Source organism: Pandoraea pneumonica (assembly GCF_902459645.1).
Classification (GTDB): Bacteria; Pseudomonadota; Gammaproteobacteria; order Burkholderiales; family Burkholderiaceae; genus Pandoraea; species Pandoraea pneumonica.
Genome location: NZ_CABPSK010000002.1, coordinates 166,503 through 183,679 on the forward strand (window position 1 = coordinate 166,503; position 17,177 = coordinate 183,679).

17 protein-coding genes are annotated in these 17,177 nt (G+C 64.0%); 14 read left to right on the forward strand and 3 right to left on the reverse strand.

The genetic code is table 11. The features are described 5' to 3' along the window. Positions 1 to 16 precede the first annotated feature (16 nt). A complete protein-coding gene (locus PPN31114_RS09855) occupies positions 17 to 1,216 on the forward strand; it encodes an ATP-binding protein (RefSeq protein ID WP_150679353.1) in 1,200 nt (399 codons plus the stop codon). Positions 1,217 to 1,434: 218 nt separating this feature from the next. Here the strand turns inward: PPN31114_RS09855 and fliE are convergent, their stop codons facing one another. Then, positions 1,435 to 1,773 (reverse strand): flagellar hook-basal body complex protein FliE, encoded by a 339-nt coding sequence (gene fliE, locus PPN31114_RS09860; RefSeq protein WP_150679354.1) that lies wholly within the window; start codon positions 1,771 to 1,773, stop codon positions 1,435 to 1,437. A gap of 327 nt (positions 1,774 to 2,100) precedes the next feature. On the opposite strand from fliE, the gene fliF reads away from it, so the two are divergent. The 13 genes from fliF to fliR all read left to right on the forward strand — a co-directional run bounded on the left by fliF (position 2,101) and on the right by fliR (position 13,742). Next, positions 2,101 to 3,777, forward strand: a complete 1,677-nt coding sequence (gene fliF / locus PPN31114_RS09865) for a flagellar basal-body MS-ring/collar protein FliF (RefSeq protein ID WP_150679355.1) — start codon at positions 2,101 to 2,103, stop codon at positions 3,775 to 3,777. Continuing rightward, positions 3,764 to 4,762 carry a flagellar motor switch protein FliG gene (gene fliG / locus PPN31114_RS09870; protein WP_150679356.1) on the forward strand — a complete coding sequence of 333 codons (999 nt, stop codon included), beginning with the start codon at positions 3,764 to 3,766 and terminating at the stop codon, positions 4,760 to 4,762. The genes fliF and fliG overlap by 14 nt, the downstream gene beginning before the upstream one ends. A gap of 19 nt (positions 4,763 to 4,781) precedes the next feature. Then, positions 4,782 to 5,441, forward strand: a complete 660-nt coding sequence (fliH, locus tag PPN31114_RS09875; protein WP_150679357.1) for a flagellar assembly protein FliH — start codon at positions 4,782 to 4,784, stop codon at positions 5,439 to 5,441. Continuing rightward, positions 5,435 to 7,174 (forward strand): flagellar protein export ATPase FliI, encoded by a 1,740-nt coding sequence (gene fliI / locus PPN31114_RS09880; protein ID WP_246182493.1) that lies wholly within the window; start codon positions 5,435 to 5,437, stop codon positions 7,172 to 7,174. The genes fliH and fliI overlap by 7 nt, the downstream gene beginning before the upstream one ends. A 14-nt stretch (positions 7,175 to 7,188) precedes the next feature. Next, positions 7,189 to 7,641 (forward strand): flagellar export protein FliJ, encoded by a 453-nt coding sequence (gene fliJ, locus PPN31114_RS09885; protein ID WP_150679358.1) that lies wholly within the window; start codon positions 7,189 to 7,191, stop codon positions 7,639 to 7,641. 11 nt (positions 7,642 to 7,652) lie between these two features. Then, entirely contained in the window at positions 7,653 to 9,119 is a 1,467-nt protein-coding gene (locus tag PPN31114_RS09890) for a flagellar hook-length control protein FliK (protein WP_150679359.1), read from the forward strand. Positions 9,120 to 9,355: 236 nt separating this feature from the next. Beyond that, positions 9,356 to 9,838 carry a flagellar basal body-associated protein FliL gene (gene fliL, locus PPN31114_RS09895; protein ID WP_150679360.1) on the forward strand — a complete coding sequence of 161 codons (483 nt, stop codon included), beginning with the start codon at positions 9,356 to 9,358 and terminating at the stop codon, positions 9,836 to 9,838. A gap of 7 nt (positions 9,839 to 9,845) precedes the next feature. Next, the gene (gene fliM / locus PPN31114_RS09900) at positions 9,846 to 10,844 is read left to right on the forward strand and encodes a flagellar motor switch protein FliM (RefSeq protein WP_150679361.1); all 999 of its coding nucleotides are present in this window, start codon (positions 9,846 to 9,848) and stop codon (positions 10,842 to 10,844) included. Continuing rightward, on the forward strand, positions 10,844 to 11,281 hold the full coding sequence (gene fliN / locus PPN31114_RS09905) for a flagellar motor switch protein FliN (RefSeq protein ID WP_150679362.1): 438 nt from the start codon (positions 10,844 to 10,846) through the stop codon (positions 11,279 to 11,281). Before fliM ends, fliN begins: the two co-directional genes overlap by 1 nt. A gap of 20 nt (positions 11,282 to 11,301) precedes the next feature. Further along, the gene (gene fliO, locus PPN31114_RS09910; protein ID WP_246182494.1) at positions 11,302 to 11,859 is read left to right on the forward strand and encodes a flagellar biosynthetic protein FliO; all 558 of its coding nucleotides are present in this window, start codon (positions 11,302 to 11,304) and stop codon (positions 11,857 to 11,859) included. Beyond that, the gene (fliP, locus tag PPN31114_RS09915) at positions 11,859 to 12,632 is read left to right on the forward strand and encodes a flagellar type III secretion system pore protein FliP (RefSeq protein ID WP_246182495.1); all 774 of its coding nucleotides are present in this window, start codon (positions 11,859 to 11,861) and stop codon (positions 12,630 to 12,632) included. Before fliO ends, fliP begins: the two co-directional genes overlap by 1 nt. 15 nt (positions 12,633 to 12,647) lie before the next feature. Beyond that, positions 12,648 to 12,917, forward strand: coding sequence for a flagellar biosynthesis protein FliQ (fliQ, locus tag PPN31114_RS09920; protein ID WP_150679363.1), 270 nt, complete (start codon positions 12,648 to 12,650; stop codon positions 12,915 to 12,917). A gap of 33 nt (positions 12,918 to 12,950) precedes the next feature. Continuing rightward, complete coding sequence (gene fliR / locus PPN31114_RS09925) at positions 12,951 to 13,742, forward strand: flagellar biosynthetic protein FliR (RefSeq protein WP_150679364.1); 792 nt, start codon at positions 12,951 to 12,953, stop codon at positions 13,740 to 13,742. A gap of 109 nt (positions 13,743 to 13,851) precedes the next feature. Here the strand turns inward: fliR and flgL are convergent, their stop codons facing one another. Continuing rightward, a complete protein-coding gene (gene flgL, locus PPN31114_RS09930; protein ID WP_150679365.1) occupies positions 13,852 to 15,087 on the reverse strand; it encodes a flagellar hook-associated protein FlgL in 1,236 nt (411 codons plus the stop codon). Positions 15,088 to 15,104: 17 nt separating this feature from the next. Then, positions 15,105 to 17,093 carry a flagellar hook-associated protein FlgK gene (gene flgK, locus PPN31114_RS09935; RefSeq protein WP_150679366.1) on the reverse strand — a complete coding sequence of 663 codons (1,989 nt, stop codon included), beginning with the start codon at positions 17,091 to 17,093 and terminating at the stop codon, positions 15,105 to 15,107. Between the last annotated feature and the right edge of the window lie 84 nt (positions 17,094 to 17,177).

Genomic DNA, 17,177 nt, shown 5'->3' on the forward strand with positions numbered 1-17,177 from the left:
CTGATAGGGCCGCCCCATGCAAATCACCCACAACCCGTTCAATCCCGGCGCTGGCACACCGCCGCCTACCCTCGCTGGTCGCGACGCTGTTCGCGAAAATCTGCACAACTGCATCGAGCGCCTGCGCATCGGTCGCCATTCCAACGGTCAATTGCTGATCGGCCTTCGTGGCGTCGGTAAGACCGTACTGCTTGAGCGCATGGTGTACGACACCGAGCAACAGGGCGCGATCACCGTTCATCTTGAGGCACCGGAGTTTAAATCGTTGCCTGCGTCGCTGACGAAAGAACTGCGCCTTGCCCTGATAAGAATGAGTCAGGTCCAGTCAGCAAAAGACGCCGTCGTTCGCGGTCTTCGTGCACTGGCAGGTTTTGTTTCAGGTTTGAAGGTGACCTATCGCGACATCGAAGTCGGCTTGGACTACGCACCCGAAGCTGGCTTGGCTGACAGTGGCGATCTAGAAACGGACCTGCGCGCATTGCTCGTAGAAGCGGGACACGCCGCTCGCTCCGCGAAAACGGTACTTGCCATCTTCATTGACGAGCTGCAATGCATGCCGAAGCATGAGATGGCGGCCCTCCTCTACGCACTCCACCGATGTGGCCAATTGCAATTGCCGGTCATCCTCGTCGGCGCAGGGCTTCCCCAGCTTATCGGCTTGATCGGTGACGCAAAGTCTTACGCGGAGCGGATGTTCGAGATCACCGACATCGGGCCGCTTTCGGAGGTCGATGCTCGCGACGCCATCTCCGGACCTGCTGAGCGACAAGGTGTCGAGATAACACCGGACGCACTCGACGCCATCGTAGAGCAAACGGGTGCTTATCCTTACTTCCTGCAACAGTGGGGAAAGCACACTTGGCGCATTGCGAAGCAGAGTCCCATCACGGCGGCACATGTCACGAATGCGTCAGGCGAAGCCATCGATGCGTTGGACAAGAGCTTCTATCGTTTCCGCTTCAATCGTCTAACTGTGGCGGAGAGACGTTACCTCCGTGCGATGGCCGAGTTAGGCGAGGGTCCGCACTATTCGGATGACGTTGCCGCCGAACTGGGCAAGCCCGTCGATACGCTTGAGCGCATCCGCAACGATCTCATCACGAAAGGCATGCTCTACAGCGACCCGCAGGGCGATGCGGCGTTCACCGTGCCCCGGTTCCATGAATTCCTGAAACGAGTCATGCCGGATCTACGGCTATGTGCGGCGGCTGACTAACCAACGGCACCCGTTATCGATTGAGCGCGAGAGCGCTCTCTCCCTAGCCCATTTGGGCGGCATCGAGAAGCATATTGGAGACGTCGCGCGTCGCCGATCGGAGCCTCTCGAATTCAACTCTTAATAAAAAAGCCCCGCCATTCGACGGGGCCTTTCTCAACCTGAGCGCGACGTGAGCGTCTAACCACCGCTCTACACGCAATCCCGCGCGCCTAACCTCACACCTGCATATTCATCACGGTTGTGTAGGCCGAAACGAGTTTGTTGCGCACTTGCAGGCTCATTTGAAAGCCGATGTTGGCTTTTTGCAAATCGACCATCACGTCGTTCAGCCCAACCCCCGGCTCACCCATCTCGAACGCCTTGGCCTGCGCCTCGGCACCGTTCTGCGAAGCCGACACGCGCTTGAGCGACGCTTCCAACTCCGACGCGAAGCCGCCAGTCGCCGACGAGGCACCCGCGCCCGTCGCGCTGGACGTGCCCAGCACCGAGCCCGCTGCCTGCGACGCAACGCTGCCCAGCTTCTGCAATACCGATTCGATCCCCGGAATGGCCATGGTCTTTTGTCCTTAACTGGCGCCAGCCGCCCGCGCCATCGCGCAGTCCCCACTGGTTTGCCTTTTATCAGTCACGTCGGAGCTTACCACCCTGTGGCAAGCCCCCAATACCTTAATTAGCGGCAAAACACCCGCCTAATCCTCAAAACGATTCCATATTCGGCGTCGAATAATCAGGACCATCGGCATCGTGCGTACTCGGAAGCGGACCTTTCCATTCCTTAACGCGCTCACGATGCCACGCGTACCCGGAGAATTCTGTCGCATGTTAGTGAGCACTTCCACCGCGATGACCGCATTGTTGACGCCCCTGGCGTGGAGCCGCGCATGAACGCCGCCACCCAGACGGCCGACGTCGCCGCCAAGCCGCCGCTGCTCACGCAGTTGCGCTCCCGCGAGCGCTTGCCGCTGCTCATCGGCGGTGCCGCCCTCGTCGCGCTACTGATCGCCGTATTCCTGTGGAGCCGCACCCCGGACTACAAGGTTCTCTACAGCAATCTGAGCGACCGCGACGGCGGTGCCATCATCACGTCGCTGCAACAGATGAACGTGCCGTACAAGTTCGCCGAAGGCGGCGGCGCCATTCTCGTGCCGTCCGAGCAAGTGCACGACGTGCGTCTGCGCCTCGCCTCCCAAGGCCTGCCCAAGGGCGGTCTGGTCGGCTTCGAACTGATGGACAACCAAAAGTTCGGTATCAGCCAGTTTGCCGAGCAGGTCAACTACCAGCGCGCCCTCGAAGGCGAGCTCGCCCGCTCGGTCGAGTCGCTCTCCGCCGTGCAAGCCGCCCGCGTGCATCTGGCCATTCCGAAGCCGTCGGTGTTCGTGCGCGAACAACAAAAGCCGAGCGCATCGGTGCTCGTCACGCTCTACCCGGGCCGCGTGCTCGACGACGGCCAAGTGAGCGCCATCGTTCACATGGTGGCCTCCAGCGTGCCGGAACTGCCGGTCAAGAACGTCACCATCCTCGACCAGAACGGCAACCTCCTGTCGGCCCAAAACGCCAACGCGCTTGGCCTGGACGCTAGCCAGCTCAAGTACGTGCGTGAACTGGAGCAGTCGTACGCCCGCCGCATCGAGGCGATCCTGAACCCGATCGTCGGCGCCGGTAACGTGCACGCGCAAGTCACCGCAGACATCGATTTCAATCAAGTCGAGCAAACGTCCGAGAACTACAAGCCGAACGCAGGCGAACAAGCCGTGCGCAGCCAGCAAAGCAGCGAAGCCACGCAAATCGGTGCTAATCCGGCCGGTGGCGTGCCGGGCGCGCTCTCGAACCAGCCGCCAGGTCAGGCCACCGCCCCGATCACGCAGCAGCAGAACCAGTTCGTGCAGCAAGGCCAGGCCCCGGGTGCCGCCAGCGCCCCGCAAGGCCCGCGCAGCGACCGCAAGGACGCCACGGTCAACTACGAAGTCGATCGCACGATTCGCCACGTGCAGCAAGCCACGGGCGGTCTGAAGCGCCTGTCGGCCGCCATCGTCGTGAACTACCGTCCGGGCAACGACGCCAAGGGCAAGCCCGCGATGGTTGCGCTCACGCAAGCCCAGCTCGACCAGATTCAGAATCTGGCGAAGGAAGCCATCGGCTTCTCGGGCCAGCGCGGCGACACGCTGAACATCGTCAACAGCGCGTTCACGGTAGAAGAAGATCCGGAAGCCAACCTGCCGTGGTGGCGTCAGCGTCAGAACATCGAACTCGCCAAGCAGGTCGGCAAGTGGGTTCTGATCAGCCTGATCGGTCTGTATCTGTGGTTTGGTGTGGTACGCCCGGGCATTCGCAAGTATCTGGCGCCGCCCCCGCCTGCCGAGCCGACCATGGCCGGTCTGGCCGGTGGTGCCGCGGGCAGCAGCGAAGGCAGTGCCGACGGCGAAGACGGCCCCGGCGCCAAGAATGAAATCAGCGCCTACGAGCGCAACTTGCAGTACGCGCGTCAAGTCGCGCGACAGGATCCGAAGATCGTGGCAACGGTAGTGAAATCATGGGTGGGTGGCGATGAGCGCAGCTGAGGGACTCCAACGCAGCGCCATCCTGCTGATGTCGCTGGGTGAAGACGAAGCCGCCGAAGTCTTCAAATACCTTGCCCCGCGCGAGGTGCAAAAGATCGGCGCGGCCATGGCCTCGCTGCGCCAGGTCACGCGCGACCAGATCGCCGACGTGCTGCAAGACTTCGTGCTCGAAGCCGAACAACACTCGGCCCTCTCGCTCGACTCGTCCGAATACATCCGCTCGGTGCTCAACAAGGCCCTCGGCAACGACAAGGCCGCCGGTCTCATCGAGCGCATTTTGCAAGGCGGCGACACCAGCGGCATTGAAGGCCTGAAGTGGATGGATTCGACGGCCGTCGCCGAACTCATTCGCCACGAGCATCCGCAGATCATCGCCACGATTCTGGTCCACCTCGACCGCGATCAGGCCTCGGAAGTGCTCGCGCTCTTCACCGAACGCCTGCGTAACGACGTGGTGCTGCGTATCGCCACGCTCGACGGCATTCAGCCCGCGGCGCTGCGCGAACTCAACGACGTGCTCACCAAGCTGCTCTCGGGCAGCGAGAACATCAAACGCAGCCCGATGGGCGGCATTCGCACGGCTGCTGAAATCCTCAACTATCTGGGCGGCGTGCACGAAGAGTCGGTCATCGAAGCCGTACGCAACTACGACTCGGACCTCGCGGCGAAGATCGTCGAAGAGATGTTCGTGTTCGAGAACCTGCTCGACGTGGAAGACCGCAGCATTCAGGTGCTGCTCAAGGAAATCGAGTCCGAGTCGCTCATCATCGCGCTCAAGGGCGCACCGGTCGAACTGCGCGAGAAGTTCTTCAAGAACATGTCGGCCCGTGCGGCCGAACTGTTGCGCGAAGACTTGGAGTCGCGCGGCCCGGTCCGGGTCTCGGAAGTCGAATCCGAACAGAAGAAGGTGCTGCAAGTGGTGCGGCGCCTGGCCGATCAGGGCGCCATCATGATCGGCGGCCGCGGCGACGACGCGTACGTGTAACCGAACGGGGCCCGCGCGAATGTCGACCATCATCCCGAAAGAACGCCTCTCCGCCTGGCAACGCTGGGAGATGGCCTCGTTCGACCCGCCGCCGCCCCCGCCGCCTCCGCAACCCAAACCGCCGAGCCCGCTCGACGATCCCGCGCTTGTCGAGCAAATCGCCGCATGGCGTGAAGAAGCGCGCGCCGAAGGGCACGCACAAGGCCTTGCCACCGGTCACGCCGAAGGCTACGCCGCCGGACAAGCCGCAGGCCAAAGCGAAGTGCAGGCCCGCGCCGCACAACTCGCCGACATCGCGCATGCGTTCGGCGACGCCGTGAATAGCATCGACCGTGAAGTGGCCGAGCCGCTGCTTGGACTCGCACTCGACATCGCGCGTCAGGCGCTGCGTCAAACCCTGACCATCCGCCCCGAGACCCTGTTGCCGATCGTGCGCGACCTGCTCGCCAACGATCCGCTGACCGGCTCACCGCGCCTGTTGCTCAACCCGGAAGACGTCGCCCTCGTCGAGGCCCACGTCGGCGCTGAACTGCAAGCCGCCGGTTGGACCGTGCGCGCCGACCCGGCCATCGAGCGCGGCGGCTGCAAGGCCGAAGCGGCCAGCGGCGAAGTCGATGCCACCGTCGCTACCCGTTGGGAGCGCGTGATGGCCGCACTGGGCAAGGACTTGCCATGGTGAACGCCGAACTCACCCCGCTCACCGCACACGCACCGGTGCTGCCCAGCACCGAAGACACGCGTGACGAAGCGTCTGCGGCGTCTGAATCGTTGGAATCGTTGGAATCGTCGGGAGCATCGAACGCGCCCGCCAACGACAACACGACGCCCAGCGTGCGGCTGTGGGATGAGATCGGCACCGGCGTGCAAGCCGGTGCATTGCAACCCGACGATCACGATGAAGCGCCGGACACGACCGCCGACGATACGACGCCTGACGCGCATGCCGCCGCTTCCGACACTGTCGATGGCTCCGCCGCGCACGCAACCAGCACAACCCACGCGCTCGGCGCTCGCGAGATCGCGCGCGACGCGCACCTGCGCCGCTGGCAAAACACCCTGCGCGAGCGCATCGCGCACGTCCACGCCATCGAACCGACACGCCGCTGCGGGCGCTTGACCCGCGCCGCTGGGCTGGTGCTCGAGGCCGTCGGGCTGCGCCTGCCCGTCGGTGCCGGATGCCTGATCGAACTGCCGGTGCACGACGCCTCGCGCGAACCCGCCACCGCCGAAGCGGAAGTCGTGGGTTTCGGCGGCGATCGCCTGTTTTTGATGCCGCAGACCGAAGTCGCGGGCCTGCTGCCCGGCGCACGCGTCTTCCCGATGGAACCGGCCGCTGACGGCCCGTTGCCCAGCCAGCGCCACAACGGCAAGCGTCTGCCCGTGGGCGAAGCGCTGCTCGGCCGCGTGGTCGACGCCGCTGGCCGTCCGCTCGACGACATCGGCCCGCTGGGCCTCACCGACAGCGCCTCGCTCGCTTCCGTGCCGATCAATCCGCTCGGACGGGCCCCGATCGAATCCGTACTCGATGTTGGCGTGCGCGCCATCAACGCCTTGCTCACCGTCGGTCGCGGCCAGCGCATGGGCCTGTTCGCGGGCTCGGGCGTGGGGAAGAGCGTGTTGCTGGGCATGATGGCCCGCTTCACGCAGGCCGAAGTCATCGTCGTGGGCCTGATCGGCGAGCGTGGCCGCGAAGTCAAAGACTTCATCGAAAACATCCTCGGCCCGGACGGTCTCGCACGCTCAGTCGTCGTGGCGGCCCCTGCCGACGTCTCGCCGCTGCTGCGCCTGCAAGGCGCGGCCTACGCCACGACGCTTGCCGAATACTTCCGCGATCAGGGCAAAGACGTGCTGCTGATCATGGACTCGCTCACCCGCTACGCCATGGCACAACGCGAGATCGCGCTGGCCATCGGCGAGCCGCCCGCGACGAAGGGGTATCCGCCCTCGGTGTTTGCCAAACTGCCAGCGCTCGTCGAGCGCGCGGGCAATGGCCCCGATGGCGGCGGGTCGATCACGGCGTTCTACACCGTGCTGACCGAAGGCGACGACCAGCAAGATCCGATTGCCGACTCGGCACGCGCCATTCTCGACGGGCACATCGTGCTCTCGCGTCAGTTGGCGGAGTCCGGGCACTACCCGGCCATCGACATCGAACAATCGATCAGCCGTGCGATGGCCTCGCTCATCGACGACCCGCAGTTCGATACGGTGCGCCGCTTCAAACAAATGCTGTCTCGCTACCAGCGCAACCGCGACCTCATCAATGTGGGCGCGTACGCACCGGGTAGCGATCCGATGCTCGATCAGGCGATCGAGCTCTATCCCCGTCTCGAAGGCTTCCTGCAACAAGGAATGCGCGAGCGGGCCGGCTATTCGGATGCCGTGCAGATGATGCACGGCCTGTTCCGCTAATCGGAGGTGTGGCCATGAATTCCACCCTGCCCCTGAAACTCCTGATCGAACTGGCCCAGAAGGACGTGGACGAAGCCGCGCGCCTGCTCGGCGAGCGCCAAAAGCAGCGCGCCGAAGTCGAACGCCAGTTGGAAGCCCTGCGCCAGTACCGTCACGAGTACCGCACGCGCATGCAGACGGCGACGATTCAGGGCATGGCGGGATGCGATTGGCGCAACTTCCAGCAATTCATCGATACGCTCGACACGGCCATCGGACAACAAGTCATGTTGCTCGAACAAGCCGAAGAACGCCTCGCTGCGGCCCGCCGTGAATGGCAAGCCCAGCAGCGCCGCCTGAATTCCTTCGGCACGCTCGCCACGCGCGAGCAGGCACGCACGTCGTTGCGCGTCGCGCGCCGCGAGCAGAAGGAAAACGACGAGTACGCCGCGCGCAGCCTGCGCCGCCGTGCCGAGTCACCGCTCTGAAGGAGCCCATCATGTCGATTCTGAGCTTCCTGCCTGATTCCGCCGCGGCCGCTGCCGCGCAAGCCGCCAACGCGGCTAACCGCGCAGGCGCCGACAACAGCGCTAACAGCGACAACGCCGGGGCGCTGCCGTTCTCGACGGTGCTCTCGCAGCAGCAATCGCGTCAGTCTGTGCCGACGCCGACGAGCAACAACGCCAACAACACGTCGCAGTCGCAAACGCAGTCGTCGAATAACTCGACGCGCTCATCTGGCAACACCAACGACGCTTCGGCACAAACCGGACAAGCCGGACAGACCGGAAAGTCGGGACAAACCGGTCAGACGAACGCCTCGACCAAGCCTGCGCAACCGTCCAAATCGACGGACGACGACGATAGCGACGCCGACCACACGGCTCAGGCCAGCACACCTGCCCCGGTCGATCCGGCCGCCGCTGCGGCACTCGCGGTTGCACTCGCCGCCATGAACGGCACGCCGCTCACGCCGCCCGCGACACTCCCGGCGACCACCGCCACCACTGCGGATAGCGCAACCGACGGCAAGCCGGGCACCGGCGCTGCCATCGCTGCCGCCGTGACCGGCGCGTTGCAAGCCAGCGGCGCGGCGCAGTTGACGGGGCAACCGGCCGTCGGGACGGCTGGCGCGGATACCAAGGCACCGGCCAACGCCAATGCTGGCACCGGTACCAACACCACGGCAACCGCAGCAACGGCAACGCCTGCCAAGACCGGCGGTTTGTCGCTCGACGCACTGGCGAAGAACGCCACCACCACGCAGGCCGCTGGCAACGCGCAGCCTGCGGCTACCGACGCCAAGGCAGCCCCGCAGCCGGTCGTCAGCGCCGACGGTCAAGCGCAGCGTCTGGCCGATGCGATGGCCGCGACGCAAGGCAGCCGCGACGCCGCAGCCCAAGCCGCCACCGTCGCCAATCAAGCGGCGGCACAGGCCGCACAGGCCACGACGACGGCAGTCGACGCGCAACCGCAACTGGCACAAGCCGGTCTGCACGCAACGCTGGCACTCAACGCCCGCGTCGGCACGCAAGACTGGAACAACCAACTCTCGCAACAGGTCGTGTGGCTCTCTTCCGCGCACGCACAGACGGCCCAATTGAGCCTGAATCCGCCCGACCTCGGCCCGCTGCACGTGGTGCTGAACGTGGCGAACGATTCGGCGCAGGCGATGTTCGTCTCGCAACACGCCGCCGTGCGCGACGCGGTGCAGGCCGCGCTGCCGCAATTGCGCGAAAGTCTGGCGAACAACGGCATTGCCCTGGGCAATGCGTCGGTGAGCGCCGATAGCTCGCAGCAACAAGCGTTCGCCCAGCAGGGCGCGAACGGTAACGGCGGCGGGAACGGCAATGGCAACGGGCGCGGCACGCCGGGTTTCGGTCAGACGGATGACAGCGGGCTGACCGCGACGACCGTGACCGTGCCGGTGCGCGCGTCCAATGGCCTCGTCGATACGTTTGCCTGATATTCCCTCTAGCGTCGACGAGACCCTCCAAACCGGGCTGCAACCCGCACCAGATATGGATAAGCGGCACGCGCGAGGCGCAAGCTTCGCGCGACGCAACGCCGCATCGCCCTAAAGCACACGGGTTTTTCTGCCGTTAAGACAAAGACGCGAGTTAGACGCGATTGTCCCTTCTTTTCGGCCGATCACCCGGTGGCGGGTTGGCCGACAATCATTACCCAATAGCAGGCGAATACATGGCAAATCCCGCACCCACGCAAGCGGCCGCTCCCTCGGGGGGAGGTATGCGCAAATGGATTCTGTTGATCGTCGCGGTGGCACTGATGGCCGCCGCAGGCGCGGCGACTGCGGTGTATCTGCTGACCGGACGCAGCGAAACGGCAAAAGCGCCGCCGCCGCCCCCGCCGCCCGTGTTCGTGGGCATGGACCCGTTCACGGTGAACCTGTCGGGCGAGGACGGCGAGCGTTACCTGCACATCGGTCTCTCGCTCAAGGTGGCAGACGCCGAGACGCAGGCCCGCATCACGCAGCACATGCCCGAAGTGCGTAGCCGCGTGTTGTTGCTGCTGTCGTCCAAGCAGCCGCAAGACCTGGCCACGATCGACGGCAAGCGCCGTTTGGCAAGTGAAATTCGGACGCTGGTCGCGCAACCGTTTGCGGCCAACATGCCGCAACAGGCCGTGGGCGAAGTGCTGTTCACCGCGTTTGTAATTCAGTGAGTGATTCATGGCGCATGAGGAGTTCCTGTCGCAGGAAGAAGTCGATGCCCTTCTGAAGGGTGTCACCGGCGAACAGGATGACCGGTCGGAGTCGGAAGATCATTCCGGCATTCGGCCATACAACATCGCGACGCAAGAGCGCATCGTGCGCGGGCGCATGCCCACGCTCGAGATCATCAACGACCGCTTCTCGCGCCTGTTCCGTATCGCGCTGTTCAACTTCATGCGTCGCAGCGCCGAGATTTCGGTCAGCCCCGTGCGCGTGCAGAAGTACAGCGAGTTCATCCGTAACCTGCCCGTCCCGACCAACCTCAACCTGGTCCACATCAAACCGCTGCGCGGCACGGCCCTGTTCGTGTTCGATCCGAACCTCGTGTTCCTCGTGGTGGACAACCTGTTCGGCGGGGACGGCCGCTTCCATACCCGCGTCGAAGGGCGCGACTTCACGCAGACCGAACAGCGCATCATCGCGCGCCTGCTCGATCTGGTGTTCGAGAACTACGGCGCGTCGTGGAAGCCGGTGCATCCGGTCGAATTCGAATATGTGCGCGCCGAAATGCACACGCAGTTCGCCAACGTCGCCACGCCCAACGAGGTGGTGGTCACCACGACGTTCGACATCGAGTTCGGCTCGGTCGGCGGCGAATTCCACATCTGCATGCCGTACTCGATGATCGAGCCGCTGCGCGATCAGCTCTCGAGCCCGCTGCAAGGCGAGACGCTCGAAGTCGACAAGCGCTGGGTGCGTTTGCTCTCGCAGCAGGTGCAGGCCGCCGATGTGGAAATCGTGACAAACCTCGCGAACATCGACATGACGCTCTCGCAGTTGCTCAACATGCGCGTGGGCGACGTGATTCCGCTCGACGTGCCCGAACTGCTCGAAGCCAAGGTCGACGGCGTGCCGGTGATGCATTGCAATTACGGCGTCTTCAACGGTCAATACGCTTTGCGCGTGAACCAGATGATCAACCATTCGCATAGCGATTACACGAAGGACAACGAGTGATGAGCGATACCCCTCAAACGCCCGGTGACGACGCCCAGGCCATGGCGGACGAGTGGGCCAGTGCCATGGCGGAGCAGACAGCTGCCGAGCCGGCACCCGCCGCTGCGGCACCTGCCGCCTCGCCCGTGTTCCAGCCGCTCGCGGCCACCGCCGGTAACCCGGCAAGTGCCACGCACAACGACATCGATCTGATTCTCGACATCCCGGTGCAGATGACCGTGGAGTTGGGCCGCACGAAGATCGCCATCAAAAACCTGCTGCAACTGGCGCAGGGTTCGGTGGTGGAGCTCGACGGCATGGCCGGTGAGCCGATGGATGTGCTCGTCAACGGATGCCTCATCGCCCAAGGCGAAGTGGTCGTGGTCAACGACAAGTTCGGCATTCGCCTGACTGATATCATCACGCCATCCGAACGCATCCGTAAGCTCAACCGATGATTGCAACGAAAGTCCACGGCATGCCCGTGTGGCGCGCCATGGCACAGGCAGTGACCGCGAGGCCGGCACATCTTGCCGGCCGCATCCGCCGGTCTGGCCTGCTCCCCCAACTCGCGCTGCGTACGCGTCTCGCCCTACTCCCGATCCCGGCAATGTTTATGGCGGGCGTGGCTCGCGCTGAAGGCGCAGCCTCGCAGGCCGCTGCCGTGCCGAGTCTGGGCGGTGCGGGCATCGTGCAAACCGGGCTGGGCCTCGTCTTCGTCCTCGCGCTGCTCTTCGGATTGGCGTGGCTCGCGAAACGCTTCGGTCTGCAACGTCCGCTGGGCGGTGGCAACGTGCGCATCGTCGGCAGCGCCGCCGTGGGCCAGCGCGAACGCGTGGTCGTGGTGGAAGTGGCTGGCGACTGGGTGGTGCTGGGGGTTGCCCCGGGTCAGGTTCGCGCCTTGCACACGATCGACGCGCAGCGCGTCGCCGATCTGCCCGCCACGCCGAGCGCCCCGCATGCGGGCGCGCAGGCCAACCGCGCCGCGCAAGCCTTTGCGCAAAAGCTGCGCGAATCGATGAAAAAGGATTCCTGATGTCTCGTGCCTGGCTGCCCGCCGAGTGGAAACTGGGCTTGGCGCTCGGGCTGGCATTGCTCTGCACTGCCGTGCCGGGTACGGCCATTGCGCAAGCCACGCTGCCTGCGCTGACGACAACGCCCGCACCGGGCGGCGGACAAACGTATTCGCTGTCCGTGCAGACGATGCTGCTGCTCACGTCGCTGGGCTTCCTGCCCGCGATGTTGCTGATGATGACCGCCTTCACGCGCATCATCATCGTGCTCTCGCTGCTGCGCCATGCGATCGGCGTGACTACCTCGCCGCCCAACCAGATTCTCATCGGGCTGGCGCTGTTCCTGACGTTCTTCGTGATGTCGCCGGTGTTCGACAAAGCCTACACCGACGCCTATCAGCCCTTCGCCGCCAACAAGATCAGCTTCGAGCAGGCCATCGACACCGGGGCCAAGCCGTTCCACGCGTTCATGCTCAAGCAAACGCGTGAAGCCGATCTCGCGCTCTTCGCCAAGCTCGCCAAGACCCCGCCGATGAACGGCCCGGAAGATGTGCCGATGCGCATTCTCGTGCCCGCCTTCGCCACGAGCGAGTTGAAGACGGCGTTCCAGATCGGCTTCACCATCTTCATTCCGTTCCTGATCATCGACTTGGTGGTCGCGAGCGTGCTGATGGCCATGGGGATGATGATGGTCTCGCCCTCCACGGTATCGCTGCCGTTCAAGCTGATGCTGTTCGTGGTGGTCGATGGCTGGCAACTGCTGCTGGGCTCGCTGGCCCAGAGCTTCAACATGTAGCGGAGGGCACGCGAAATGACTCCGGAAACCGTCATGGCACTGGCCCACCAGGCCATGCAAGTCACCTTGCTGCTGGCTGGCCCGCTGCTGCTCGTCGCCCTCGTCTCCGGTTTGCTCGTGAGCCTGTTTCAGGCCGCAACGCAGATCAACGAAATGACGCTGTCGTTCATCCCGAAGCTGCTCGCCGTGTTCGTCACGCTGGTGGTGGCCGGACCGTGGATGCTCAACTTGATGGTCGACTACATGAAGCAGTTGCTCACCGGCATCCCCGGCCTCGTCAGCTAAGACGGGCCGCTTGATGCAACCGCACCCTCTCCCTTGATCAGCTTTACCTACGAACAGCTCTCGGGCGTCATCGCGACGTTCCTGTTTCCGTTCGTGCGCCTGCTCGCGCTCATGATGAGCGCCCCGCTCCTGAGCGACTCGGCGGTGCCGTCGACGGTCAAGATCGGGTTGGCAGGCATTGTCGCCTTGGCGCTAGCGCCGATCATCGGCCCGATGCCCGCCGTCTCGCCGTTTTCGTGGGAAGGGCTGTGGATCATGACGCAGCAGATCATGATCGGCGCGGCGCTCGGCTGGTGCATGCAGATCGTGTTCTCGGCCATCAGCATGGCGGGCGATTTCGTCGGCTTGCAGATGGGTCTGTCGTTCGCCACGCTGCTCAACCCGAACAGCGACGGCAGCACGGCGGTGCTCGGCATGTTGCTCAACGTGGTGGCAATGCTGGTGTTTCTCGCCACCAACGGCCATCTGGTGATGTTTGCCACGCTCGTGCAGAGTTTCACGGTGCTGCCGATCTCGGGCACGCCGATCTCCGCGCTCGGTTGGCAATATCTCGCCATGCTTGGCGGTCAACTGTTCACGCTGGCGCTGATGCTCTCGCTGCCGCTCGTGGCCGCCCTGCTCATCTGTAACCTGGCGCTGGGCATTCTCAACCGCGCTGCGCCGCAGTTGAACATCTTCGCCGTGGGTTTTCCGCTCACGCTGGCCGTCGGCTTGTTCGTGCTCGAACTGATGATGCCGCGCATCGCGCCGGTGATGGATCACTTCCTCTCGATCGGCATCGACATGATGATTCGCGCCACGGCAGCGTTCGTCCCCAAGGCCTGACCGGCAAACTCGTTCCCGATCCCCGAAAAGCAAAACGGGCCGCGCGGCAGTGCCGGTGGCCCGTCTTGTCATGCGACGGCGCGCTCGCGCCGCCGGTCCTGCTTGTCGCTTACAGCAAGCTGAACAGCGAGAGCTTCTGCGTTTGCAGGAAGCTTTGCTGCGACGCCTGCAACGCGGCTTGCAACTGCGCAAACTTGGTCGCCGACGAATTCCAGTCGACTTGCAGCAGGTCGGCCAGTTGCGACTGATAGTTCAGCGAGTTGCTGTCGCCGATGTTGTTCAGCGAGGTGAGTTCGTTCATGCGCGAACCCACCGTCGTGCGCACCGTCGTGACGTTGTCGTACGTGTTGCTGAACATCTCGCTGAACGTGGTCAGCGCGTTCGACAGGTTGGACTGCCCGGCCTGACCGGCGCTGCTGAGCGGCGTCTTGAGCGTGTTGATCAACGCTTGCAGGTTGTCGAACACGTTGGTGCTGGCCTTGTTCGCCGGTGCCACCGAATAGTTGTCGCCGTTGGCCGGGTCGCCCGTGAACGTCACCGACTTGCCGCCGAATGTGATCGGCTGACCGGCCGTGTACGTCCCGGTCACGTCGGCCGCCGTCGTATCGGTCTGATCCTTGACGGTGTACGTCGTCGTGGGCGGCGTGGTCGTGCTGTCGACCGCGAAGGTGATCTGATACTGGTGGGTCGCGCCCGGGTTGGTCACGTCGGTCGTGGACACCGGCTTGTACACGGCCGAGCCTTGATTGCTGCTATTGCCGCTAATCAGGGCGCTCGCCGTGCCCGGCTGAATGCTCTGGAAAATGCTCGAACCGATGTCGTTGATCGCGATTTGACGGTTCGGGCTGACCTGCACGTAGCGCACACCCGCGTCGCCCTGGTACGACGCGCCCGTGGCCGACGTGACGTAGGCCGCCGAGTTGCCCTGAAAGCCCGAGAACAGATACTGACCGTTGGCATCGGTCGTGTTCGCAAGCGAGAGCAGTTGCTGGAAGCTCGACTGGAGGTCGGTCGCGATCGTGGCGCGGTCGCTGTCGTTGAGCGACGGGTTACCGGCCGTCACGACCTGCGACATCACGTGTTGCAGCGTGTTGATGATGCTGCCGAACGTCGAGTCTTCGAGTTGCAGTTGCGTCGTCGCCGCAGCGCGGTTCGCCGAATACTGCGAATTCATGTCGTTGTCTTGCGACACGGCCACGGCCTGTGCCGACGCAATCGGATCGTCGCTCGGCGTGGTCACGCGCATGCCCGACGAGAGCTGTTGCTGCGTATTGAGCAGATCAGAGGTGTTCTGGCTCATCGAGCGCAGGCCCTGATCGTAAATCATGTTGGTGCTAATTCGCATGATGTTGTCTCCTGCCCTTAGTTGACCATTTGCAGGATCGTGTCGAACAACGACGACGCAGTCTGAATGACCTTGGAGTTGGCCTGATAGAGCTGTTGATACTTGATCAGGTTCGCCGCCTCTTCGTCGAGGCTCACACCGGAATTCGACTGCTGGGCGTACTGCGCCTGCGTCAGCAGCGTTTGTTGCGCGGCGCTGGTCGACTTGTACGTGTTCGTGGTCGAACCGACGTACGACACCAGATTCGCGTAGGCCGTGGCGTAGCTCTGCGAGCCGCCCACCTTGGTCTTGTCGTTTTGCAGCGCCGAGAGCGCCAGACCGTTACGGTTGTCCGTCACTGCGCCCGAGGTGTTCGGGGCGATGGTGAACTTGTCGCCGTCGGCCGGGGTACCGCTCAGGTTCACGGTCACGCCGCCCATCACGATCTTGGCGCCGTTGGTCGCGTCGTAAGGGACGGTGTCGCCCGCCGCATACGAGGTCGTCACACCGTTGACCGTCACCGTCATCGGCGACGGTGCCACGAGCGTGAGTGCGCCGGTCGTCGCGTTCTTGCTAAACGTAAAGTTCACCGGGCCGGTCAGCACGTTCGACAGATAGCTGGCGTCGACCGAGCCCTGATCGACCTTGAGCGAGCCGCCGTTGCTGCTGCCCGCCGAAGCGATGACAGGCGCTGCGAGCGCGATCTTGCCCGGGTCGGTGATGGCCACGCCGATGTTCTGTGCGGCGTTGCGCGTCGGCTGAATGGTGAAGCTGTCGCCCGCGACCATGCCGCCAGGCGTGACGCTAAAGCCGTCAGCAAAGGCAGCACCGCTGCTGTCTTGGAAGCTAAGCGCCGTGCCCGGGGTTGCCGGGGGCGGTGCCGTCCACTTCGCGCCATCGGTCAGGCGCGTCATCGTGTAATTCGTACCGTCGAAGCTCACCGTGTAGTCGCTCGTCGTGATTTTCGACGCATCGGTGATCGCGGCGTTGAGCGTTGCCCCGCCGGAATTCTTGGTATTGGCGATGACCGTCGGGCTCGGCATGGTAAAGAAGTTGCCGCCCATCTGGCCGTACAGATCCAGACCGAGTTGGTTCTGCGCGTTGAACGTGCCGGCCAGCGACATCGCGATCTGGCCCAGCGAGTTCTGCGCCTGCGTGAGCGCGCCGCTACGGAACGAGAGCAGACCGGCCAGCGAGCCGCCCGTGATCGACGATTCCGGAATCGGCACCTTGGTGCCGTTGGGCGAGACGTAGGCGATGGTCAGTTGCGACGGGTCGTTGGCCGACGGCACCGTGGTCATCTGGTAAGCCGAATTGCCCATCACCAGCGACTGGCCGTTACCCACGAACACGTTGTACGAGCCGTCGGAGTTCTTCACGACGCTCGTCTGCACAATGGCGTTCAGATTCGCCACGGCCTGATCGCGCTGGTCGAGCAGGTCGTTCGGCGTGGCGCCGCCACCATTGCCCTGCGCTTGCAGAATCGCGTCGTTGAGCGTGGCGATCTGCTTGGCGTAGGTGTTGATCTGGTCGGTCGACTGCGTGAGGTTGCCGTTCACGGCGGTGCGCAGCGACGAGAGCGTACCCGCGAGCGACTGGAACATGCTCGTGAGCGTCTGCGCCGACGAGATGACCGTCGCGCGCGTGGCCGAGTTGTTCGGCGCGGTCACGATGGTCTGCAAGTTCGTGAAGAACGTGGACATCGAGGCCGACAGGCCGGTCGTGGAGCTACCCAGCGCGTTGTTGATCTGCGAGATCTGCTGGTAATAGGTATTGAGCTGGCTGTACTGCGTCTGGGCCTGATTGACCTGCCCGGCCAGAAACTGGTCGTACACCCGCGAGACGTCGCTCACCAGCACGCCCGAGCCGAGGTAGCCCACGCCCGTGAACTGGCTGGCCGCCTGGTTGTAATTGACCACCTGACGGTTGTAGCCGGTCGTCCCCGAGTTGGAGATGTTGTTACCGGTGGTGTTCAGGGCGAACTGTGAGGCGTTCAGCCCGCTCATGCCAATATTGATTAGGCTCATGATCTCGCGGCTTGAGTTGGAGGCGCGCCCCACGGGTCCAGCCCGTTCGCGCACCGTTACCGATGTGTTTACGGCAGCCTGGCG